This is a genomic window from Streptomyces sp. NPDC093111 (assembly GCF_040683955.1).
GTDB lineage: Bacteria > Actinomycetota > Actinomycetes > Streptomycetales > Streptomycetaceae > Streptomyces.
In genome coordinates this window covers 319,621-340,546 of sequence record NZ_JBFBNW010000007.1, presented here as the reverse complement: position 1 = coordinate 340,546, position 20,926 = coordinate 319,621, and the positions used below count along the sequence as shown (strand labels likewise).

The 20,926-nt window shown below is 71.1% G+C and carries 21 protein-coding genes; 14 read left to right on the top strand and 7 right to left on the bottom strand.

All coding sequences use genetic code 11. From position 1 onward, the window contains the following. Positions 1 to 150: 150 nt before the first annotated feature. Entirely contained in the window at positions 151 to 603 is a 453-nt protein-coding gene (locus AB0Q96_RS14830; protein ID WP_365325306.1) for a nucleoside deaminase, read from the bottom strand. Positions 604 to 881: 278 nt separating this feature from the next. On the opposite strand from AB0Q96_RS14830, the gene AB0Q96_RS14825 reads away from it, so the two are divergent. Both AB0Q96_RS14825 and AB0Q96_RS14820 read left to right on the top strand, forming a co-directional pair. Further along, positions 882 to 1,583, top strand: a complete 702-nt coding sequence (locus tag AB0Q96_RS14825; protein ID WP_365325304.1) for a hypothetical protein — start codon at positions 882 to 884, stop codon at positions 1,581 to 1,583. Continuing rightward, a complete protein-coding gene (locus AB0Q96_RS14820; RefSeq protein WP_365325302.1) occupies positions 1,571 to 2,074 on the top strand; it encodes a hypothetical protein in 504 nt (167 codons plus the stop codon). Before AB0Q96_RS14825 ends, AB0Q96_RS14820 begins: the two co-directional genes overlap by 13 nt. Before the next feature lie 63 nt (positions 2,075 to 2,137). On the opposite strand, the gene AB0Q96_RS14815 is transcribed toward AB0Q96_RS14820, so the two are convergent. Further along, the gene (locus AB0Q96_RS14815; protein WP_365325301.1) at positions 2,138 to 2,521 is read right to left on the bottom strand and encodes a PLD nuclease N-terminal domain-containing protein; all 384 of its coding nucleotides are present in this window, start codon (positions 2,519 to 2,521) and stop codon (positions 2,138 to 2,140) included. 90 nt (positions 2,522 to 2,611) lie between these two features. Here AB0Q96_RS14815 and AB0Q96_RS14810 point away from each other — a divergent pair, with 90 nt between their 5' ends. Genes AB0Q96_RS14810 through AB0Q96_RS14800 form a run of 3 tightly spaced genes read left to right on the top strand, consistent with a single transcriptional unit; the run spans position 2,612 to position 5,670 of the window. Further along, positions 2,612 to 4,063: a menaquinone biosynthesis decarboxylase gene (locus AB0Q96_RS14810; protein WP_365325299.1), complete on the top strand. Its 1,452-nt coding sequence runs from the start codon at positions 2,612 to 2,614 to the stop codon at positions 4,061 to 4,063. After that, positions 4,060 to 4,962, top strand: a complete 903-nt coding sequence (gene mqnP / locus AB0Q96_RS14805; RefSeq protein WP_365325297.1) for a menaquinone biosynthesis prenyltransferase MqnP — start codon at positions 4,060 to 4,062, stop codon at positions 4,960 to 4,962. The genes AB0Q96_RS14810 and mqnP overlap by 4 nt, the downstream gene beginning before the upstream one ends. 30 nt (positions 4,963 to 4,992) lie before the next feature. Continuing rightward, on the top strand, positions 4,993 to 5,670 hold the full coding sequence (locus tag AB0Q96_RS14800) for a UbiX family flavin prenyltransferase (protein WP_365325432.1): 678 nt from the start codon (positions 4,993 to 4,995) through the stop codon (positions 5,668 to 5,670). On the opposite strand, the gene AB0Q96_RS14795 is transcribed toward AB0Q96_RS14800, so the two are convergent. Then, positions 5,667 to 5,792 (bottom strand): hypothetical protein, encoded by a 126-nt coding sequence (locus AB0Q96_RS14795; protein WP_361172156.1) that lies wholly within the window; start codon positions 5,790 to 5,792, stop codon positions 5,667 to 5,669. The two genes, AB0Q96_RS14800 and AB0Q96_RS14795, sit on opposite strands and share 4 nt — an antisense overlap. Before the next feature lie 125 nt (positions 5,793 to 5,917). On the opposite strand from AB0Q96_RS14795, the gene AB0Q96_RS14790 reads away from it, so the two are divergent. Both AB0Q96_RS14790 and mqnE read left to right on the top strand, forming a co-directional pair. After that, complete coding sequence (locus AB0Q96_RS14790) at positions 5,918 to 6,373, top strand: Lrp/AsnC family transcriptional regulator (protein WP_132915199.1); 456 nt, start codon at positions 5,918 to 5,920, stop codon at positions 6,371 to 6,373. Positions 6,374 to 6,460: 87 nt separating this feature from the next. Further along, the gene (mqnE, locus tag AB0Q96_RS14785; RefSeq protein WP_365325295.1) at positions 6,461 to 7,624 is read left to right on the top strand and encodes an aminofutalosine synthase MqnE; all 1,164 of its coding nucleotides are present in this window, start codon (positions 6,461 to 6,463) and stop codon (positions 7,622 to 7,624) included. 30 nt (positions 7,625 to 7,654) lie between these two features. Here mqnE and AB0Q96_RS14780 read toward each other — a convergent pair whose 3' ends face one another. Further along, positions 7,655 to 8,188, bottom strand: a complete 534-nt coding sequence (locus AB0Q96_RS14780; RefSeq protein ID WP_365325293.1) for a GNAT family N-acetyltransferase — start codon at positions 8,186 to 8,188, stop codon at positions 7,655 to 7,657. 165 nt (positions 8,189 to 8,353) lie between these two features. On the opposite strand from AB0Q96_RS14780, the gene AB0Q96_RS14775 reads away from it, so the two are divergent. The 3 genes from AB0Q96_RS14775 to AB0Q96_RS14765 all read left to right on the top strand — a co-directional run bounded on the left by AB0Q96_RS14775 (position 8,354) and on the right by AB0Q96_RS14765 (position 10,945). After that, on the top strand, positions 8,354 to 8,920 hold the full coding sequence (locus tag AB0Q96_RS14775; RefSeq protein WP_365325291.1) for a hypothetical protein: 567 nt from the start codon (positions 8,354 to 8,356) through the stop codon (positions 8,918 to 8,920). 84 nt (positions 8,921 to 9,004) lie between these two features. Next, positions 9,005 to 9,271 carry a DUF4229 domain-containing protein gene (locus AB0Q96_RS14770; protein ID WP_365325289.1) on the top strand — a complete coding sequence of 89 codons (267 nt, stop codon included), beginning with the start codon at positions 9,005 to 9,007 and terminating at the stop codon, positions 9,269 to 9,271. 345 nt (positions 9,272 to 9,616) lie between these two features. Then, positions 9,617 to 10,945 (top strand): dicarboxylate/amino acid:cation symporter, encoded by a 1,329-nt coding sequence (locus AB0Q96_RS14765; RefSeq protein ID WP_365325287.1) that lies wholly within the window; start codon positions 9,617 to 9,619, stop codon positions 10,943 to 10,945. 71 nt (positions 10,946 to 11,016) lie between these two features. Here the strand turns inward: AB0Q96_RS14765 and AB0Q96_RS14760 are convergent, their stop codons facing one another. Further along, positions 11,017 to 11,838, bottom strand: a complete 822-nt coding sequence (locus AB0Q96_RS14760; RefSeq protein WP_365325285.1) for a helix-turn-helix domain-containing protein — start codon at positions 11,836 to 11,838, stop codon at positions 11,017 to 11,019. Between the two features lie 250 nt (positions 11,839 to 12,088). Between AB0Q96_RS14760 and AB0Q96_RS14755 the strand changes: the two genes are divergently transcribed. The 4 genes from AB0Q96_RS14755 to AB0Q96_RS14740 all read left to right on the top strand — a co-directional run bounded on the left by AB0Q96_RS14755 (position 12,089) and on the right by AB0Q96_RS14740 (position 16,806). Next, positions 12,089 to 12,760, top strand: a complete 672-nt coding sequence (locus AB0Q96_RS14755; RefSeq protein ID WP_365325283.1) for a DUF4097 family beta strand repeat-containing protein — start codon at positions 12,089 to 12,091, stop codon at positions 12,758 to 12,760. A gap of 98 nt (positions 12,761 to 12,858) precedes the next feature. Continuing rightward, positions 12,859 to 13,842 (top strand): ATP-binding cassette domain-containing protein, encoded by a 984-nt coding sequence (locus tag AB0Q96_RS14750; RefSeq protein ID WP_365325281.1) that lies wholly within the window; start codon positions 12,859 to 12,861, stop codon positions 13,840 to 13,842. A gap of 107 nt (positions 13,843 to 13,949) precedes the next feature. Beyond that, on the top strand, positions 13,950 to 14,741 hold the full coding sequence (locus tag AB0Q96_RS14745; RefSeq protein WP_365325279.1) for an ABC transporter permease: 792 nt from the start codon (positions 13,950 to 13,952) through the stop codon (positions 14,739 to 14,741). A gap of 241 nt (positions 14,742 to 14,982) precedes the next feature. Further along, positions 14,983 to 16,806: an AMP-dependent synthetase/ligase gene (locus AB0Q96_RS14740; RefSeq protein WP_365325430.1), complete on the top strand. Its 1,824-nt coding sequence runs from the start codon at positions 14,983 to 14,985 to the stop codon at positions 16,804 to 16,806. Between the two features lie 7 nt (positions 16,807 to 16,813). On the opposite strand, the gene AB0Q96_RS14735 is transcribed toward AB0Q96_RS14740, so the two are convergent. Next, positions 16,814 to 17,482: a pyridoxal 5'-phosphate synthase gene (locus AB0Q96_RS14735; protein ID WP_365325277.1), complete on the bottom strand. Its 669-nt coding sequence runs from the start codon at positions 17,480 to 17,482 to the stop codon at positions 16,814 to 16,816. 40 nt (positions 17,483 to 17,522) lie between these two features. Then, the gene (locus AB0Q96_RS14730; RefSeq protein ID WP_365325276.1) at positions 17,523 to 20,852 is read right to left on the bottom strand and encodes a hypothetical protein; all 3,330 of its coding nucleotides are present in this window, start codon (positions 20,850 to 20,852) and stop codon (positions 17,523 to 17,525) included. Positions 20,853 to 20,926 lie beyond the last annotated feature (74 nt).

The following is a 20,926-nucleotide window of genomic DNA, read 5'->3' as shown; positions in this document are numbered from 1 at the left end:
GAGCGGGTGTTGGGAAATGAGCAGACTTTACGACCCGGTTTTCCCCGGATCCCCGGCCCGCCGCTCGATCAGCGGCCGGCAGCACCCGGCACCGGGGCCGGGCGGCCCTCCGCACCCCCACGGTCCTCCACCCCGTCCCCGCCCCCGACCTCACCCTTCACCGATGTCCTCGTTCCACAGCTCCGGGTTTCCCTCGATGAAGTCCCGCATCAGCGCGGTACACGCGGGATCGTCGAGCAGGACGATCTCGACCCCGTGATCGGCCAGCCACTCATGCCCGCCGGGAAAGCTCCGCGCCTCCCCGACCACCACCCGCGAGATCCCGAACTGCCGCACCAGCCCGGAGCAGTACCAGCAAGGCGACAGCGTCGTCACCATCGTCGTCCCCCGATACGACCGCTGCCGCCCCGCCGCCCGGAAGGCGGCGGTCTCGGCGTGCATGGCCGGGTCCCCGTCCTGCACCCGCCGATTCCGCCCCCGCCCCAGCACCACCCCGTCGGCCCCAAAGAGCGCGGCCCCGATCGGCACCCCACCTTCCTTGAGCCCGGCCCGCGCCTCGTCGAGCGCGGGGGCCAGCCAGCGGCGTGCCAGTTCCAGATCCATGCGAGGAGCCTTCCCCGGCAGGGCGCCGGTGTCACGCCGGATCGGTCGATGCGATGCGCTATTTCCCGGCCGAGCGGTTCATTCCACGGAATTCCCGCATCCATATATATGTCAAGTAGCTATGGGGGTATGGCTGCGGGAATGTCCCATTCCTTGCTCCGGAACCCTCAGGTCTACCTCAGAACTATCCGAGGCTTCTTTCGTGCGGGCCGAAGGTGTCTAAGGTTGTGCCCAGCCGGTCGGCCTGTCAGGGTCGGCCTGGGGGAGGGGAATAGGAAATGGGACTCGATATAAAGCGCGGCCCGCTTCTGGTCGCGTTCGCCCTTGCTGCCGCGACGGCCGTGGCAGCTCCGGCGACCGCGTTCGCCGCGCAGGGCGCGGCGGCTGCCGTCACGGAGGAGCCGGCGCCGGTGGGCACCGCACCCGCCGACGACGCGGTCAACACCGCCCCGCCTCCGGAGCCGGAGGAGACCGATCTGCAGGCGCCCGGCGACCCGGAGCCCGAGCCGGCAGTGACGGGCAAGCCGCCCACGGACACCACGAACGGTGAGTACTGCGGCCCCACCCAGCGCATCTACAACCCCACGAGCAAGGGCACCACCTATCACGTCCTCGTCGGAGCCGTGAACTCGAACTACAACGGCACGTCCCGGACGGTGCGCTCGACCTTCACCTCGGAGGTCACCGGCGAAGTCGGTGTTTCGATCACCGCCGGTCTCTCGCCCAGTATCGAAGTGATGATTGCCAAGATCGAGGGCAAGTACGAGGTCAACCTGTCGGCCAAGCTCACCGCGAAGCTGGGCAACTCCGTCTCCGTCGACACTCCGCCGAAGAAGACCACCAACGCCAAGTACGGCGTCTACCGGCTCAAGAACACCGGAACGAGTTATACCGTCTACAGCAACTGCACGAGCACCCCGAAGAAGACGATTATCAGCTACACCCCGATGAAGGTTGGCTGGTATCTGTGGGAGAACTGAAGCGAATGACGCGCAGGAATCCGATCCGCACGGGAGCCGCGTTCCTCGCCTGCACCGTCGCTCTGATGGGTGCCGGCGCGTGCACCGACACCGGCGCCGGCCGGCAGACGCCCACCACGTCCGCGACGCGGCCGACCAGCACGCCGAGCAGCACCAGGGCCGAGCACGTCGAGGGTGAGAGTGTCACCAGGGCGCCCAAGGCCGTCAACGGGACCGCGCTGCTCAGCGTCTCGTCGCGTACGGGCAACGCCACTCTGCCGCTGGGGAAGAAGGTGACTCAGGGGCGGGTGGGTATCCAGGTCAATTGCCTGGGTGAAGGCACCCTCACGGTCTCGCTCGTGCCAGTGGGCCTCGACTTCCCCCTGACGTGCGTCGACGGAGAGGTCAGCAGCACCTACAACGAGATCCACCTCAAGGAACCCCGCGACGAAGCGGCCGTACAGATCACCGCGCCGTCCACCGTCCGCTGGGCACTGACAGCCGAGCAGTGAGCGGGGGAGCATCCGGCAGGACGCTGGTCACCTTCTCGAAGGTGACCAGCAGTCGCAGCTCCATCAGCCCTCGGTCTCCTCGCCCCGTTCGCGGCGCTTCAGCTCCTCCTCGCGGCGGCGCAGGTCGGCCTCCCAGTCCTTGAGGTGGGACGCGTCGTCCGCCGGCTGCTCGGCGGGGGCGGAGTCCTCGCGGAGCGACTTCAGGAACTCGGGGTTGTCGTCGGGGGCGACCCAGCCGGAGCCGGCCGCGCCGCCGCGGGCCGAGGCCCGGCGCTGCTTGCCGGCGGCGAACCAGACGATCGGGCCGACGATCCAGAAGAGCAGGATGATGATGACCCAGACCACCTTGGGCAGGTGCTTGGTCTCTTCCTCGGGGGTGTTGAGGCAGTCGATGAACGCATAGATCGTCAGCGCCAGCGGCAGGATGTACATCAACGCCCTGAGCATGTGGGACAGCCCCCTGGAAGCAGCGGCGGGAGCGCGTTTCGACGGCCCCGGTGACACGGCCAGCGTAGCCGGTGACCGATACTTGCCCGTATGGCTTACGACGATCTCCGCTCGCTGCTCAGGGCGCTGGAGCGCGAGGGCGACCTCAAGCGCATCAAGGCCGAAGTCGACCCGTACCTGGAGGTCGGGGAGATCGTCGACCGCGTGAACAAGGCGGGAGGCCCGGCGTTGCTCTTCGAGAACGTGAAGGGCTCCGCCATGCCGCTCGCGATGAACGTCTTCGGCACGGACCGCCGGCTGCTCAAGGCCCTCGGCCTCAAGTCGTACGAGGAGATCTCCGAGAAGATCGGCGGGCTGCTCAAGCCCGAACTCCCGCACGGCTTCGTCGGGGTCCGCGAGGCCTTCGGGAAGCTGGGCTCGATGGTCCACGTGCCGCCGAGGAAGGTGAAGGACGCCCCCGTGCAGGAGGTGGTCCTGACCGGCGACGACGTCGACCTCGACCTGCTGCCGGCGCTGTTCACCTGGCCCAAGGACGGCGGCTCCTTCTTCAACCTGGGCCTCACCCACACCAAGCACCCCGAGACCGGGGTCCGCAACCTGGGCCTCTACCGCCTCCAGCGGCACGACCGGCGCACCATCGGCATGCACTGGCAGATCCACAAGGACAGCCGCAACCACTACGCGGTCGCCGCCGCGAAGGGCGAGCGGCTGCCGGTCGCCATCGCCTTCGGCTGCCCGCCGGCCGTGACGTACGCCTCTACGGCGCCGCTGCCGGGCGACATCGACGAGTACCTGTTCGCCGGTTTCGTGCAGGGCAAGCGGATCGAGATGGTCGACTGCAAGACCGTCCCGCTCCAGGTCCCCGCGCAGGCGGAGGTCGTGATCGAGGGCTGGCTGGAGCCGGGCGAGATGCTCCCGGAGGGCCCGTTCGGCGACCACACCGGCTTCTACACGCCGCAGGAGCCGTTCCCCGCGCTGAAGATCGACTGCATCACCATGCGGAAGCGCCCGCTGCTCCAGTCGATCGTGGTCGGTCGCCCGCCGACCGAGGACGGCCCGCTGGGCCGGGCGACCGAGCGGTTCTTCCTGCCGCTCCTGAAGATCATCGTCCCGGACATCGTCGACTACCACCTGCCGGAGTCGGGCGGCTTCCACAACTGCGCGATCGTCTCGATCGACAAGAAGTACCCGAAGCACGCGCAGAAGGTGATGCACGCCATCTGGGGCGCGCACATGATGTCGCTGACCAAGCTGATCATCGTGGTCGACAAGGACTGCGACGTGCACGACCTGCACGAGGTGTCCTGGCGGGCGCTCGGCAACACCGACTACGCCCGTGACCTCACGGTCGTCGAAGGCCCCGTCGACCACCTGGACCACGCCTCGTACCAGCAGTTCTGGGGCGGCAAGGCCGGCATCGACGCGACGAAGAAGCTGCCCGAGGAGGGCTACACGCGCGACGGCGGCTGGCCCGACATGGTCGAGTCGGACCCGGCGACGGCGGCCCTGGTGGACCGCCGCTGGAAGGAGTACGGGCTGTGACCACGGCCGCGGTGCCCGGCGCGCAGCCGGGACGGACGAAAGCGTTCCTGCGGCTGGTGATGATCGAGCACTCGGTCTTCGCGCTGCCCTTCGCGTACATCGCCTCGCTGACCGCCATGTACCAGCTGGACAAGGAGATCCACTGGTGGACCCTGTTCCTGGTGACGGTCTGCATGGTCGGGCTGCGCACCTTCGCGATGGCCTGCAACCGGATCATCGACCGCGAGATCGACGCCCGTAACCCGCGCACCGCGCAGCGCGAGCTGGTCACGGGCGCGGTCTCGGTGCGTTCGGCGTGGACCGGCGCCGGTGTCGCCGTCGTCGTCTTCCTCGGCGCCGCGGCGCTGCTGAACCCGCTCTGCCTGGCGCTCGCGCCGCTCGCCGTGATCCCGATGGTGGTCTATCCGTACGGCAAGCGGTTCACCAACTTCCCGCACGCGATCCTGGGCCTGGCCCAGTCGATCGGCCCGATCGGGGCGTGGCTCGCGGTCAGTGGCGAGTGGTCCTGGGACGCGGTGATCCTGGGTCTCGCGGTGGGCATCTGGATCGGCGGCTTCGACCTGATCTTCGCCTGTCAGGACGTGCAGGCGGACCGTGCGCACGGCGTGATGTCCGTCCCGGCGCGCTTCGGCGTCCCGGCCGCCCTGTGGGGTGCCCGCGCCTCGGCCGTGGTGACCACGGGCCTGCTGGTCTGGTACGCGCTGGCGACGGACGCGGGCATGTTCTTCTGGGCCGGTCTGGTGATCGTGGCGGCGGCCTTCTGCTACGAGCACTCGATCGTGAAGCCGCACGACCTGTCGCGGCTGAACCGGGCCTTCTTCACCACCAACGGCTTCATCGGCGTCTGCCTGTTCCTGTGCGCGCTGCTGGACCTGCTGGTGCGCGGGCTGTCCCTGTAGGGGCCGGATAGGCTCGTCGGCGTGGAGCAGGTGAACGAAGAGCAGCGTCGTCCGTGGGTCGTCGGGGTGTCGGGGGCGTCGGGGACGCCGTACGCCGCCGCTGTGCTGCGGGGACTGCTCGCGGCCGGGGAGAGCGTCGATCTGGTGGTGTCGCGGGCCTCGCGGCTGACGCTGCTCGACGAGACGGGGATCGCGTTCCGGGACGCGCACTGGCGCGAGGACCTGGCGGTCTGGCTGGCGCGGGGGGCCGACGGGAAGCCGGACACCTTCGACGTGTCGGGCGGGCTGGACGACGTGCGGTACTGGCCGGCCGGGGATCTGGCCGCGGGGCCGTCCTCCGGCTCGTACGCCGTGAAGGGGATGCTGATCGTGCCGGCGTCGACGGCCGCAGTGGCGGGGGTCGCGCTCGGGCTTTCGAAGGACCTGCTGCAGCGGGTGGCGAGCGTCACGCTCAAGGAGCGGCGTCCGCTGGTCGTCGCGGTGCGGGAGACCCCGCTGAACGGACAGACCCTCAAGCACATGGTGGCGCTGGACGAGGCGGGCGCAGTGGTGCTGCCCGCCTCTCCGGCGTTCTACGCGGGGGCGACGCACATCCAGGATCTGGTGGACTTCGTCGCCGGGCGGGTGCTCGACGCGGCAGGTGTGCCGCACGTGCTGTACCGCCGTTGGGAGGGAGAGCTAGGTGGCGCCCTCCGACCTGCTGATTAGCGCTTCTTGGCGCGCTTCTTCGCGGCGCGCTTCGAGGCGGGGGTCGACTGGTGGGCACGCGAGCGGTTGGCCATTTCCTGCAGCTCGCGCATACGGGCGTAGGCCATCTCGATCGTGTACACGGTGAACACCACTCCTGAAAGATCGTCTTTGATCTGCTGAAAGATTCACAGGGTGTCGCCCCTGTGTACCTTAGATTCTATACCTAAACTCGCGGTATCGCTGGACAATGGAAGGCTTCATACCTATGGACGCCGTGGACAGGCAGCTCATCCAGGCTCTGCGCGAGAACGGCAGGGCCTCGTACGCCGAGCTCGGCCGGCTCGTCGGGCTCTCCGGCCCCTCCGTCACCGACCGCATCAACCGACTTGAGGCGGCCGGGGTCATCACCGGTTACCGCGCCACCGTCGACGCCGCCTCGCTCGGCCTCGGCGTCACCGCCCTCATCGGCATCTCGCTCTCCGACGCCGCCGACCACGAGGACGTGGCCCGCCGGCTGAAGGACCTGGCCGAGATCGAGGACTGCTGGTTCATCGCCGGCGACGACTCCTTCATGCTCAAGGTCCGCTCCGACGACGTGGACGGCCTGGAGAAGACGATCCGTCGGCTCAGCGGGACCAAGGGCGTGTCGCGGACCCGTACGACGATCGTGCTCTCCACCAAGTGGGAGAACCGGGTCGGGGATCTGCCCGAGGAGGGCTGACGCGAAGCGGCATGGGGGCCCCTCCCGCCCGAAAGGCGGGGGAGTACGGTTGGCAGGCCTGATTTCGGAGAAAGAGGAGGCATCCGTATGGACGCGGGGCTCAAGCGGGAGCTGGAGCAGAAGGTCCTCGCCGGCGAGCGGCTGAGCCGTGAGGACGGCATCGCCCTGTACGGATCGGACGACCTCGCCTGGCTCGGCGGACTGGCCCACGAGGTCCGGACCCGCAAGAACGGCGACGTGGTGCACTTCAACGTGAACCGTCATCTGAACATGACGAACGTGTGCACCGCCTCCTGCGCCTACTGCTCCTTCCAGCGCAAGCCGGGCGAGAAGGACGCGTACACCATGCGCATCGAGGAGGCCGTGCGCCTCGCGAAGGCGATGGAGAACGAGAACCTCACCGAGCTGCACATCGTCAACGGGCTGCACCCCAACCTGCCCTGGCGCTACTACCCGCGCTCGCTCTCCGAGCTGAAGAAGGCGCTGCCGAACGTCTCGCTGAAGGCCTTCACCGCCACCGAGATCCACCACTTCGAGACCATCTCGGGCCTGTCGGCCTCCGAGATCCTCGACGAGCTGATCGAGGCCGGTCTGGAGTCCCTGACCGGCGGCGGCGCCGAGATCTTCGACTGGGAGGTCCGGCAGCACATCGTGGACCACGCCACCCACTGGGAGGACTGGTCCCGGATCCACCGGCTCGCGCACGAGAAGGGCCTGAAGACCCCGGCCACGATGCTGTACGGGCACATCGAGGAGCCGCGCCACCGCGTGGACCACGTGCTCCGGCTGCGGGAGCTCCAGGACGAGACCGGCGGCTTCCAGGTCTTCATCCCGCTGCGCTACCAGCACGACTTCGTGGACATGAAGGACGGCAAGGTCCGCAACAAGCTCCAGGCGCGGACGACGATGGCGACCGGCGCCGAGGCCCTGAAGACCTTCGCCGTCTCCCGGCTGCTCTTCGACAACGTCCCGCACGTCAAGGTCTTCTGGGTGATGCACGGCGTCCAGACCGCGCAGCTGGCGCTCCAGCACGGCGCGGACGACATGGACGGCTCGGTCGTCGAGTACAAGATCACGCACGACGCCGACAACTACGGCACCCCGAACAAGCTGGGCCGCGAGGACCTGCTGGAGCTCATCCGGGACGCCGGTTTCAAGCCGGTCGAGCGCAACACGCGCTACGAGATCATCCGCGAGTACCCGGGCCCGGACGCGGAGCGGCGCGAGACCCCGCAGCTGATGCGCTTCTGACCGGTCGTCGCCCGCCGCTGCCGCCGCCTCCTAGGTGAGCGGCAGCAGCATGACGATCTCGTCGCGGTCGTCGCCCGGGGACACCCGGACGGCGGCCGGGACGCGGCCGACCTCCTTGTAGCCGGCCCGCGCGTAGAAGGCGTCGACGCCGGTGCCGCCCCGGCAGGTGAGCCGGACCGCCTCGATCCCCTCGAAGCCCTCGGCGGTCCGCGCGGCGCGCTCGACGGCGGCCATCAGCTCCAGCCCGTACCCCTTGCCCTGGTGCCGGGGGTGCACCATCACCGTGTACAGCCACACCCAGTGCGTCATCAGGGGGTGGCTGTTGTACGTGAAGAAGGCGGTGGCGGCGACCCGGCCGGTGCCGTCGCGGCCGACCAGCAGCCGGGTGTCCCCCCGGGCCATCCCCACCAGGTGGGTGAGGAGGGCGGGCCGGATCTCCTCGCGGGTCACGGGCGGTACGAAGCCGACGGCGCCGCCCGCGTTGGACACGTCCGCCCAGAGGTCGAGCACGCCGTCGCGCAGTGCGGGGCCGACGGGCGGATCCAGCTCAAAGGTAAGGGTCATGGGCCGAATCTATCCCTTACTTGGTAGAGCGCTCAAGGAGTTCCGACCTTCGGACGTCCGGATCGGGACCTTCGGCCGTCGGTCCGGGATAAGGGCCGGAGTAGTTTGTGAATGTATTCACGAGCTCCGATCCCGGGCTCCTGACCAGGGAAGAAGGTTGTCGCCATGGCTGTCCACACGCCGGAACGTCACACCCTCCGCAGCACCGCCGGCCGACCCGGAAGCCAGGACGACGTGCTCGTCCGCTCGGGCGCCACCCGCGCCCTGCTCGGCGCCTCGCGCGTCCTCGTCGGCTTCTTCTTCCTGTGGCCGTTCCTGGACAAGGCCTTCGGCCTCGGCAGGTCGACCCCGTCGGCCGGCGCCTGGATCAACGGCGGGCACCCCACCGAGGGCTTCCTGCTGCACGGCACCAAGGGCCCCTTCGCCCACATGTTCGACTCGGTCGCCGGTACCTGGTGGCTCGACACCCTCTTCATGCTCGGCCTGCTCGGCGTCGGCCTCGCCATGATGCTCGGCATCGGGATGCGGATCGCCGCCGTCTCGGGAACGCTGATGATGGGCTTCATGTGGATGGTCACCCTCTGGCCCGACGCCAACCCCTTCATGGACAGCCACTGGATGATCGCCCTGGTGCTGCTCATCACCGCCGCCACCGGCGCCGGAAGCTACTACGGTCTCGGCGGCTGGTGGGCCCAGCAGCGCCTGGTCCGCGAGCACCGCTGGCTGATCTGACCGCCGCCACGACCCCGGTCCCGACGAGCGTCCCTCCCCGTGCTTCACTGGAGGGACGCTCGTCCGGTATGGGAGGGAACAGACATGCTCCGCTACACCCTGATGCGCCTCGGCATCTTCGCCGGCAGCTTCCTCGCACTGTGGGGCCTGGTCTACGTCGGCGTGCTGCCGCGAGGCCTCGGCGACTCCAACCTGCTGTGGGTCCTGCTGCTCTCGGTGGTCATCTCCGCGCCGCTCAGCTTCGTGCTGCTGCGCAAGGAGCGGGACGCGATGAGCGTCCAGATCGTCGACAAGGTCGACCGCGCCAAGGGCCGGCTCGACGCGAACCGCTCCGCCGAGGACGCGGTCTGAACGGCATAAACGCCGCGTAAGTTACCTCACATCACCGCCCCGGGCGGGAGCTTCCAAGGCTCCTGTCTGGGGTTTTCTGCGTTTCGAAGGCGTCTCACCCCAAAGAACACCTTTGAGGATCTCAAAGTTCAAGTGTTAACGTGTTCGACATGAAGACAGCAGTGCGCCTCCCCGATGCCGCGAGCACCCCGCTCGTCGCGCGCCTGCATGTCGATCTGTGCCGCTGTATGTCCGCGGTCTGTTGCCGCTAGGTCCGACCCCGGCATCATGCAGCGGTCCGCGTTTCGAGCGCGGGTGCCGCACCCCCGTCCCGTATTTCCCGATACGCACCGCTGGAGTGTGTCCGTGTCCGCGTCCTCGTCCGTGCCCGTGGCGAAGTCCCGCATACCCAAGGTCCCGTTCTGGGCCCAGATCGTCGCCGGTCTCGTCATCGGCGTCCTGCTCGGCTGGCTCGCCCGCAGCCAGGACATCGGCTGGCTGAAGGAGACCCTGACCCAGGTCGGCGGCATCTTCGTCCAGCTGCTCAAGCTGGCCGTCGCCCCGCTCGTCTTCTTCGCGATCCTGGTGTCGATCACCAACCTCCGCAAGGTGAACAACGCGGCCCGGCTGGCCGCCCAGACCCTGATCTGGTTCATGATCACCTCGCTGATCGCGGTCGGCATCGGCCTCGCGATCGGCCTGCTGACCAACCCCGGCGCCGGCACCGGCCTCACGCCGAAGGACGGCAAGCTGCCCGAGCACCAGGGCAGCTGGATCGACTTCCTGACCGGCATCATCCCGACGGACGTCATCACCCCGTTCACCGAGCTGAACGTCCTCCAGATCGTCTTCATGGCCGCCGTCGCCGGCATCGCCGCCCTGAAGCTCGGCGAGAAGGCCCAGCCGATCCTCTCGCTCTCCGAGTCGGTCCTGGAGCTGCTGCAGAAGGCCCTGTGGTGGGTCATCCGGCTCGCCCCGATCGGCACCGCCGGCCTCATCGGCAAGGCCATCGTGAACTACGGCTGGGACCTGCTCGGCAAGTACGCCACGTTCACCGCCGACGTCTACATCGGCTGCGCCCTGGTCCTCTTCGGCGTCTACCCGCTGCTCCTCGCGACCGTCGCCAAGCTGAACCCGCTGCAGTTCTACAAGGGCGCCTGGCCCGCCATCCAGCTGGCTTTCGTCTCCCGCTCCTCCGTCGGCACCATGCCGGTCACCCAGCGCGTCACCGAGCGCCTCGGCGTCCCGAAGGAGTACGCCTCCTTCTCCGTGCCGTTCGGCGCCACCACGAAGATGGACGGCTGCGCCGCGATCTACCCGGCGCTCGCCGCGATCTTCATCGCGCAGATCTTCGACGTGCAGCTGGGCATCAAGGAGTACCTGCTGATCGCGTTCGTCTCGGTCATCGGCTCGGCGGCCACCGCCGGCCTCACCGGCGCGACGGTCATGCTGACCCTGACCCTCTCCACCCTCGGCCTCCCGCTGGAGGGCGTCGGCCTCCTGATGGCCATCGACCCGATCCTCGACATGATGCGCACGGCCACCAACGTCGCCGGCCAGGCCCTGGTCCCGGTCCTCGTGGCCTCCCGCGAGAAGATCCTCGACCTCGCCGCGTACGAGTCGGCCTCGGCCTCCCCGGTCGACGACCTGGTCGACGCCGGCGCGCCCGAGCCGAAGGTCGCCGTCGCGGCCTGACGCCCCACCGCACCGCGGCCGTGAGGCCCATGCCCCCGAGGAGGGGGGCATGGGCCTCACGGCTTTTCCGGCTACGCGCGCTCGGGATCCGGCTTCGCGTCGGGCTTCGTGTCCGGCTTCGTGTCGGCCTTCGTGTCCGCCGGGGCCGTCCCGTCTGCGTCCGCGTCCGTTCCCGTTCCCGTGCCCGGCGTCGAGTAGAGGATGTCGCGGGCCTGCTCGGCGGCCCGCATCAGGCTCTCGCCGATGAAGTCGACGAAGCGGGCGATGGTCTCCAGGCGGGCGGCGGCCGGGGTGTCGGGGCCGAGGACGCCGATGCCCTGACGGGCCGTCTCGGCGAGCTGGAGGTTGGCCCGGGCGCCCGCGATCGTGCCCTGGTACCAGACGTCGTTGTCGGCGGTGTAGCGCTCGCGGCGGCGTTCGTCGCGCTCCCGGCGGACGAGGCCCTGGCCGTCGAGGAAGGTGATGGCCTTGGAGACGGACGCCGGGCTGACCTGGAGGTGCTGGGCCAGTTCGGAGGCGGTGAGGCTGCCCGAGTCGCTGGTGTAGAGGGCCATCAGGACCCGGGCCATCATCTTGGGCAGGCCCTGCGCGATGAGGAGGGTCGTGAACGTCTCCTCGTACTCCCGTACGGCCTCGGGGTCGCGCCCGTGGGTCTGCGGCGCCGCCCCGCGCCCCCGGGGCGTGGTCTGCCGGCGCTGGTGGGTGCGGCGCTCGGTGGCGCGCTGGGCGAGGTCGGAGCGGTAGGAGGTGGGGCCTCCGTTGCGCATGACCTCGCGCGTGACGGTCGAGGTCGGGCGGTCGAGGCGCCTGGCGATCTCCGCGTAGGCGAGGCCGTCGCCCAGTCCCAGCGCGATCTGCTGACGTTCCTGCTGGGTGAGTCTGCCTCCCGGCATCGCGGTCTCCCTCTGTGTGCCCTTTTCCTGCTGCCTGACCTGGCCAGCATAGCGTTCACTCCACATCCATTGCAACGTCAAGGGCTGCTGACGTTGCGTTAAATCCATCTCCGTTGCAACGATTTTACTGCTGTGACCTGGGATTATCTGATCTGCACGCAACGAAGATGTTGATGAGATCTCGAACGCAACGTAGCTTTTCCAATGTCGGAAACGCCGACGGAGCGGTCGAGAGTCACAGGAGAACGTCATGCAGAACTTCGCCACCACCACCCCCGTCACCACCGTCCTGAACATCCCCGCCGGCCGCGTCCGGCTCGTCGCGGCCGACCGGCAGGACGCCACCGTCGACATCCGCCCCGCGAACGCCGCCAAGGGCCGCGACGTGAAGGCCGCCGAGCGGATCGAGGTCGCCTTCGCCGACGGAGTGCTGCGGATCGCCGCCCCCGAGGCCGAGCACCAGCTCCTCGGCAGCTCCGGCGAGGTCGAGGTCGAGGTCCGGCTCCCGGCCGGCTCCCGCGTCGAGGCCAAGGTCGCCGCGGGCGAGCTGCGCGGCGCCGGACCGCTCGGCGACGTCGTCCTGGAGACCGCGCAGGGCCCGGTCACGCTGGACGAGGCCGCGAGCGCCCGGATCGGCGTCCAGGACGGGGCCATCACGGTCGGCCGCCTGAACGGCCCGGCCGAGCTCCGCACCCGGCAGGGCGACATCAAGGTCGCCGAGGCCCTGCGCGGCGCGGTCGAACTGCGCACCGAGAAGGGCGACATCGAGATCGGCACGGCCCCCGGGGTCTCCGCCACCCTCGTCGCCGGCACCGGCTACGGCCGCGTCGACAACGCGCTCCGCAACGCCGAGGGCGCCGCCGCCGAGCTGAACCTCCGCGCCACCACCGCGTACGGCGACATCACCGCCCGCAGCCTCTGACCCCGACGCAGGCGCCGACCCCGACACCGGCGCCCACCCCCACCCCCACCGCACTCCCCATCCCGCCCACCCGGCAGCAGCGTGAAGGAGCACCTCTCATGACCGGTTCCACCGACCTCGCCATCGCGGCGCACGGGCTGCGCAAGTCCTACGGGGACAAGCTGGTCCTCGACGGCATCGACCTGGCCGTCCCCGAAGGCACCGTCTTCTCGCTGCTCGGCCCGAACGGGGCCGGCAAGACCACCGCCGTGAAGATCCTCTCCACCCTGGTCTCCGCCGACGCGGGCACCGGCGGCATCCGGATCGGCGGCCACGATCTCGCGTCCGACCCGCAGAAGGTGCGCGCCTCGATCGGCGTCACCGGACAGTTCTCCGCCGTCGACGGGCTGATCACCGGCGAGGAGAACATGCTCCTCATGGCCGACCTGCACCACCTGTCCCGGCGCGAGGGCCGGCGGGTCGCCGCGGAGCTCCTGGAGCGCTTCGACCTCACGGACGCGGCGAAGAAGCCCGCCTCCACGTACTCCGGCGGCATGAAGCGGCGGCTGGACATCGCGATGACGCTGGTCGGCGGCCCGCGGATCATCTTCCTCGACGAGCCGACCACCGGCCTCGACCCGCGCTCCCGGCACACCATGTGGCAGATCATCCGCGGCCTGGTCGCCGAGGGCGTGACGGTCTTCCTCACCACCCAGTACCTGGAGGAGGCCGACCAGCTCGCCGACCGGATCGCCGTGCTCAACGACGGCCGGATCGCGGCCGAGGGCACCGCCGAGGAGCTGAAGCGGATCGTCCCCGGCGGACACGTCCGGCTGCGCTTCACCGACCCGGCCGCCTACCGGGCCGCCGCCCTCGCCCTCGGCGAGGTCCTGCCGGACGACGAGTCGCTCACCCTCCAGGCGCCCAGCGACGGCAGTCAGCGCGCCCTGCGCGAGCTGCTCGACCGGCTGGACTCGGCCGGCGTCGAGGCCGCCGAACTGACCGTGCACACCCCGGACCTCGACGACGTGTTCTTCGCCCTGACCGGCCCCGGATCCGGCCCCGGCGCCACGCTGCCGGCCCAGAGCGACCGCTCGGCCTGACCGGCCGACGGGCACCCCCTCCCAGCCCGCACCGCCCAGCCCGCACCGCCCAGCCCGCACCGCCCGTACCGCCTCGCCCGCCCCGCCCCGTCCAAGGAGGACGTCCGATGAGCTCCCTCTCCCTCGCCGTGCGCGACTCGGCCACGATGCTGCGCCGCAACCTGCTGCACGCGCGCCGCTACCCGTCGCTGACGCTGAACCTGCTGCTCACCCCGATCATGCTCCTGCTGCTCTTCGTCTACATCTTCGGCGACACGATGAGCGCGGGCCTCGGCGGCGGCGTCCCGGACCGCGCCGCGTACATCGCGTACCTCGTCCCGGGCCTGCTCCTGATGACCATCGGCAGCACCACGATCGGGACCGCGGTCTCGGTCTCCAACGACATGACCGAGGGCATCATCGCCCGCTTCCGCACCATGGCCATCCACCGCCCGTCGGTGCTCGTCGGACACGTCGTCGGCAGCGTGCTCCAGTCGGTCGCCAGCGTCGTCCTGGTCGGCGCCGTCGCCGTCGCGATCGGCTTCCGCTCCACCGACGCCACCGTCCTGGAGTGGCTGGCCGCCTTCGGACTGCTCGTGCTCTTCTCCCTGGCGCTCACCTGGATCGCGGTCGGCATGGGCCTGGTCAGCCCGAACGCCGAGGCCGCGAGCAACAACGCGATGCCGCTGATCCTGCTGCCGCTGCTGTCCAGCGCGTTCACGCCGGTCGAGTCGATGCCCGGCTGGTTCCAGCCGATCGCCGAGTACCAGCCCTTCACCCCGGCCATCGAGACCCTGCGCGGGCTGCTGCTCGGCACCGAGATCGGCTCCGACGGCTGGCTGGCGGTCGCCTGGTGCGTCGGCCTCGCGGTCCTCGGCTACTTCTGGTCGACGTCGAAGTTCAACCAGGACCCCCGGTAGCGGCGGCCGCCGTGACGGCAACGGGTCACCGCCCCAGGGCGGCGCACCCCGGCGACACCGCCGGAGCGCGCCGCCCTTTCGGCGTTCCCGGGCCGAACGAGGCGCGCGCGGATCTGTCCAAATCCCTTGCCGCACCCTAGATTTACTCGGAAGTAAGGTTACTGTCCGGTTCTCGACGCCCGAGGAGCCGCACGTGCCCGTCTCCGAGTCGCCGCCCCTCCGCGGCACGGCACCGCCCGCTCTGGTCCGCGTCGACGGGACCGTGCGCGAGGCGTCCGTACCCGCGCTCGTGCCGCCCGTACGGCGCGGCTCGCTCGCCGACCTCCCGTACAGCACCGCCCGGGAGGAGCCGACGGCCGTGCTCTTCGCCCGCAAACGGGCCGACGGCGGCTGGGCCGACGTCACCGCCGCCACCTTCGCGGCCGAGGTGCACTCCGTCGCCAAGGGGCTCATCGCCCAAGGGCTGCGGCCCGGCGACCGGCTCGCCCTGATGGCCCGCACCCGCTACGAGTGGACCCTCATCGACTTCGCGGCCTGGGCCGCGGGACTCATCACCGTCCCGCTCCACCCCACCTCCTCCGCGTACCAGACCCGCTGGATCCTCCAGGACTCCGGCGCCGCCGCCTGCGTCGTCGAGGACCCGGCCCAGGCGCGCCTGGTCTCCGCCGAACGGCGCCAACTGCCCGCGCTGGCACAGCTCTGGGTGCTCGACACCGGCGCCGTCGACCAGCTGCGCAAGGCCGGCGCGCACGTGCCCGACGAGGCCGTCACCGCCCGCCGCGGGCTGCTCACCCCCGAGACCCTCGCCACCCTCGTCTACACCTCGGGCACCACCGGCCGCCCCAAGGGCTGCGCGCTGACCCACGGCAACTTCCTCACCGAGGTCGACAACGCCGTCGGCCTGCTCCACCCCGTCTTCAAGGCGCTCAGCGAGGAACCCGCCTCGACCCTCCTCTTCCTCCCGCTCTCCCACGTCTTCGGCCGCATGGTCGCCATCGGCTGCGTCCGCGCCCGCGTGAAGGTCGGGCACACCCCGTCCGCGGAGAGCGACGAACTCCTCGCCGACCTGGCCGCCTTCCGGCCGACCTTCCTCCTCGCCATCCCGTACGTCCTGGAGAAGGTCTTCCACACCGCCCGCGCCACCGCCGAACGCGCCGGCCGCGCCGCCTCCTTCGACCGCGCCGCCCGCGTCGCCGAACGCTACGGCCACGCGCTCCGCCCCTCGCTCGGCCTGCGCGCCGCCCGCGCCCTCTACGAGCCGCTCGTCTACCGGCGCATCCGGGCCGCGCTCGGCGGACGCGTCCGGCACGTCATCTCCGGCGGCTCGGCGCTCGGCGCGCGGCTCGCCGAGTTCTTCGCCGGGGCGGGCATCGAGGTCTACGAGGGGTACGGCCTGACGGAGACCGCCGCCGCCGCCACCGTCACCCCGCTCGGCGGACCGCGCCCCGGCACGGTGGGCCGCCCGCTGCCCGGCACCGCCGTGCGGATCGCCGACGACGGCGAGGTCTGGCTCAAGGGCGGCCACGTCTTCGCCGGCTACTGGGACGCCCGGCGCGGCGTCGCCCTTCCCTACACGGACGAGGGCTGGTTCCCCACCGGCGACCTGGGCGCCCTCGACGAGGAGGGCCATCTGCGGATCACCGGCCGCAAGAAGGACATCATCGTCACCTCCGCCGGCAAGAACGTCGCCCCCGCCCCGCTGGAGGACTGGCTGCGCGCCCACCCCCTCGTCGCCCAGTGCATGGTCCTCGGCGACGACCGCCCGTACGTCACCGCGCTCATCACCCTCGACCACGACGGGCTGCTCCACTGGCGGCACATGCGGCACAAGGACCACCTCGCGCTGTGGGAGCTGGCCCGCGACGAGGAGCTGACCGCCCTCGTCCAGCGCGCCGTCGACGAGGCCAACCGGCTGGTGTCGCGGGCCGAGTCGATCCGGGACTTCCGGATCCTGACGAGGGAGTGGACGCAGGCCGGCGGACACCTGACACCGTCCCTGAAGCTCAAGCGGAGGGCGGTCCTGCGGGACTTCGGCCGGGAGATCGAGGAGATGTACGGGGGCTGAGGTCCCGTCAGGGCCAGAGCAGCTCCCGCTCCCAGCCGCCGCCCGGCGTCCGCCGGTACCGGAGCCGGACGTGCCGGCGCCGCTCGTCGCCCTGGAAGAACTCCACCTCGGCCGGCTCGACCACGTACAGGGTCCAGCTCGGCGCGTCGGCCGCCGGCTCCCGCAGCGCCCGCTCCCAGGCGGCGGCGCTCGCCTCGGCGAGGGTCCGCGTCGCGTCCAGCACCTCGCTCTGGTGCCCCACGAGCGCGGAGGCGAGGGCGCCGGGGGTGCGGGCGTGGAGGTCGGCGTACGCCTCCTCGGGCGTCCCGGTGGACACCCGGCCCCGGACCCGGACCTGGCGGCCCTGGACCGGCCAGTAGAAGGTGAGCGCCGCCTCGGGCCGCGCGGCGAGCTGCCGCCCCTTGGCGCTGCCCGCGTGCGAGGCGAAGTGCCAGCCGCGCGCGTCGGCGTCGTGCAGCATCACGATCCGCGCGTCCGGCCGCCCGTCCGCGCCGACGGTCGACAGCGCCATGGTGTGCGGCTCCACGGCCCCGGCCGCGACGGCGGCGACGAACCACTCGTGGAAGAGCGGCAGCGGCTCGGCGGGCGCGGAGTCGGGCGCGAAGGCGGGCAGCGCGGTGTCCCAGACCCGGGACGACCGCAGGGCCTCGACGAAGGGCGACTGGCTCGTGTTCATGCCGCCCATCATGAGGCCCCGCGGGGGTGTGCCGCCGCCGTCAGCCGGTGTAGTAGCCGGCGATGTCGGCGATGAGGTCGACGGTGCCGGAGTGGTTGTAGAAGGTGACCTTGCCTTCCCGCACCGGCACGACGACGAGGTTCGGGACGGTCTGGCCGGCGACGAAGTTGAGGTTCGAGGCGGCCGTGCGGGTCGTCCCGTACGGGTACACGGAGACGAAGCCGTCGGCCGTCGGGCCGGTCGCGGTCACGTTGAGGACGACGGCGGTGTACTTGTACCCGACCGGCAGGTTCACCGTCTTGCCGGCCCCGATCCTCCCCTTGGCGACGCCGGTGCCGTCACGGGTGTCCATGAGGCGCTTGGGCTGCATGCCGGTGAAGACGGAGCCGGTGCCCTGCTTGAAGTAGCCGGCGACGTCGGCGAGGAGGTCGACGGTGCCGCTCTTGTTGTAGAAGGTGATCCTGCCGTCCTTGACCGGGACGACGACGAGGTTCGGGACGGTCTGGCCGGCGACGAAGTTGAGGTTCGAGGCGGCCGTGCGGGGCGTCCCGTACGGGTGGACCGAGACGAAGCCGGTGGCCGTCGGGTTGGTCGCGGTCACGTTGAGGACGACGGCCGTCGCGCCCGGCTCGGTGACCGGCAGGGTGACGGTGCCGTTCGCGGCGACCTTCGCCTTGGCCACGCCGGTGCCGTTACGGGTGTCCATGAGCCGCTTCGGCGTCACCGGCTGGTAGGTGGAACTGCTCGTGCCCTCGGTGTAGTAGCCCGCGATGTCGGCGAGCAGGTCGACCGAACCGGCGCGGTTGTAGAACTCGACCCAGCCGTCGACGACGGGCACGGTGACCAGGTTGGCGCTGGTCCGGCCGGCCGTGAGGTTGAGGTTCGAGGCGGAGGTGCGCCGCGTGTCGTGCGGGTACGCGGAGACGAAGCCGCTCGCGGTCGCGTTGGTCGCGGTCACGTTCAGCACCACGGCGCTGAGCCCCTCGGCGGGCACGCCCGCCTGGCCGGCCACCTTCAGCAGGACCGTGCCGTCGGCCCCCAGCTTGGCCTTCGGGACGCCGAGGCCGGAGCGGGTGTCCATGAGGCGGGTGGGGGTGACGGGGGTGTAGGTGCCGGGGAGGGTGGTGAGGGAGCTGCCGGTGACGGGGAGCGCCCCCCACGCGGTCCGGGAGGGCCCGACCCCGTCCAGCGGGCGGGCGGTCAGCTCCCAGCGGTACTGGCCGGACTCGATGCCGCGGCCCTTCGCGTCCTTGCCGTCCCAGTCCACGCGGACGGCGGCGCCGTCGCCCCGCGTCCCTTCGAAGGTGCGCACGACCGCGCCGTCGCCCTTCAGGAGGGAGACCTTCCAGGAGCCGACCGGCTTGGAGAAACGCCAGACGGGCGTCCAGGCCGCCGTCGGCTCGGCCGTGTCCTTGCCGCTGAAGGGCAGACCGGAGGGCACGCGGGACTCGACGAGCGCGAGCGGCGGGCGTACCGACGCGACCCGCTTGACGTGGATGTCCTGCGTCCCCGGGTCGACGAACGCGACGTCGCCGCCGAACTTGTCCACGGTCCAGGCGGTCCCGCGGCCGGAGCCCGTCGCGGAGGCGGGCAGGTCCGCGAAGTCGGTGGTGGTGCCGGTGGCCGCGTCCGTCAGGCGCAGCCTGTCGCCCTCGTGGCGGACGAGGAAGCCGTCGCCGAGCAGCGCCTCGCCGGTGGGCACGGCGACGCTCTTCTTCAGCGTCCGGTCGTAGACACCGGCCTTGGTGGCACCGCAGGCCCAGTAGAGCCAGCGGTCCGTGGTCTGGAGCTCGGTGGGCCGGCAGCCGGAGCCGAGGTCGACGGGCGCCGAGGTGGCCTTCGTCTTCAGGTCGTACGCGTTGACCGTGCCCGTCGTCGTGGCGGGCTTCCATGCCTGGGTGCCCCACACGGCGGCGGGGGAGTCCGTCAGGGTGAGCAGGACGGCCGAGGCGTCCGCGCGGGCGCTGTCGAGGTCGCCGACGTAGGTCTTCGTCCCGTCGGTCGCCACGGCGTAGCGGCCCGCCGCGTCCACGACGGTGCTCTGCGCGGGCAGCGGGAAGGTCCGGTAGGAGCCGGGACCGGTGGGGGCGGCGAGCGTGCCGCCCGAGTGGGCCACCGCGTCGCCGTCGCCGAGGGACGCCATGCTGCTCACCGGGGCGTGGAAGGAGTACCGCAGCGCTGGGGCGGCCGGCGTGGCGGATCCCGCGACGTCCACGTCGAGGAGCTCGGTCGTGTCGTCGCGGGGGCTCAGGTAGCTCAACCGGCCGCCGCCGAGCGCGAGTCGGGTGACGCCCCGGGGCATCACCGGCACGGCGCGGACCGTGTCGGGCGCGGGCTTGCCGTCCGTGCCGAGGGCGAGGCGGTGCACCGCCCAGTCGGTGGCAGCGCTGCCGCCGACGGTACGGAGGCTGCCGTCGCCGGCGGGGGCGATCCGGCCCGCCGTGTGGGGCAGCAGCTGCACGGCGGTGCCGCCGCCGAGCGGGACCGCGCGGAGCGGCGCGCCGAGGGCCGGCCGCTGCCCGGCGTAGGCGGTGGTGAGCACCCAGTCCCCGAGGACGGCGAAGTCGCCGGTGACCGGGCCGGCTCCGTTCGGTACGACGACGGTCGTCATGGGCGGGGCGACCGGGTTCGCCCGGGGTACCGAGACCAGCGTGCCCGAGCCGCCCTTGCGGGCCAGGAGGTGCGCCGGGGAGAGGCGGTAGTCGGTGAGACCGGAGAGCGCGGGCGGGAGTTCGGTGAGGGCGGCGCTCGCGAAGTCGAGGTAGAACGCCCGGGTGCCGACGGGGTCGGAGAAGAGCGCGCCTCCGGAGTCCTGCACCTCCAGGTACAGGTCGTCCAGGCCCGCCGGGAGGCCGGTCACGGGGCGTTCGGCGGCTGCCCCGGCCCCGGCGGAGAGCAGCGTGAGCGAGCTGAGCCGGTCCGCGTCGTACCGGCCGGCCAGCACGGTGTCGGCGGTGAACGCCTCGACCCAGGCCAGGCCCTGGGGCACGCCGACGGAGGTCGTGCGGTCGGTCGCGAGGTCGGTGATCTCGACGGCGTCACCGGACCCCTTGGCGCTGAGCCCGGAGTGGCCGGACTCCGCCTGCCAGGGCAGGGACTTCGTCGCACCCGAGGCCGCGTCCGTCCACAGGATGCCCTCGGTGCCCTCCTGCCGGTGGGCGTAGCCGGTCGTTCCCGCCTGGAGCAGGACGTCCAGGCGGGGCCTCTCGCGCCCCGGGTCGGGGATGACGACCTCGTCCGTCGCGGTGCCGGCGGCCGGTGCCGCCGAGGCCGGGACGGCCGTGACCGCGGCGGTCAGGCCGGCCGCGAGGCCGAGGGTGGTGGCGATGGCGAGCGCTTTCCGCGTACGCGCTCGTACGTGCTGCTGCAAGGCGGGTTCCCCTCCGGGGCTCGTCAGGTCCGGGTACGGGCGCCGCCGCGAGCGCGGCTTCCGCGCTGCCCCCT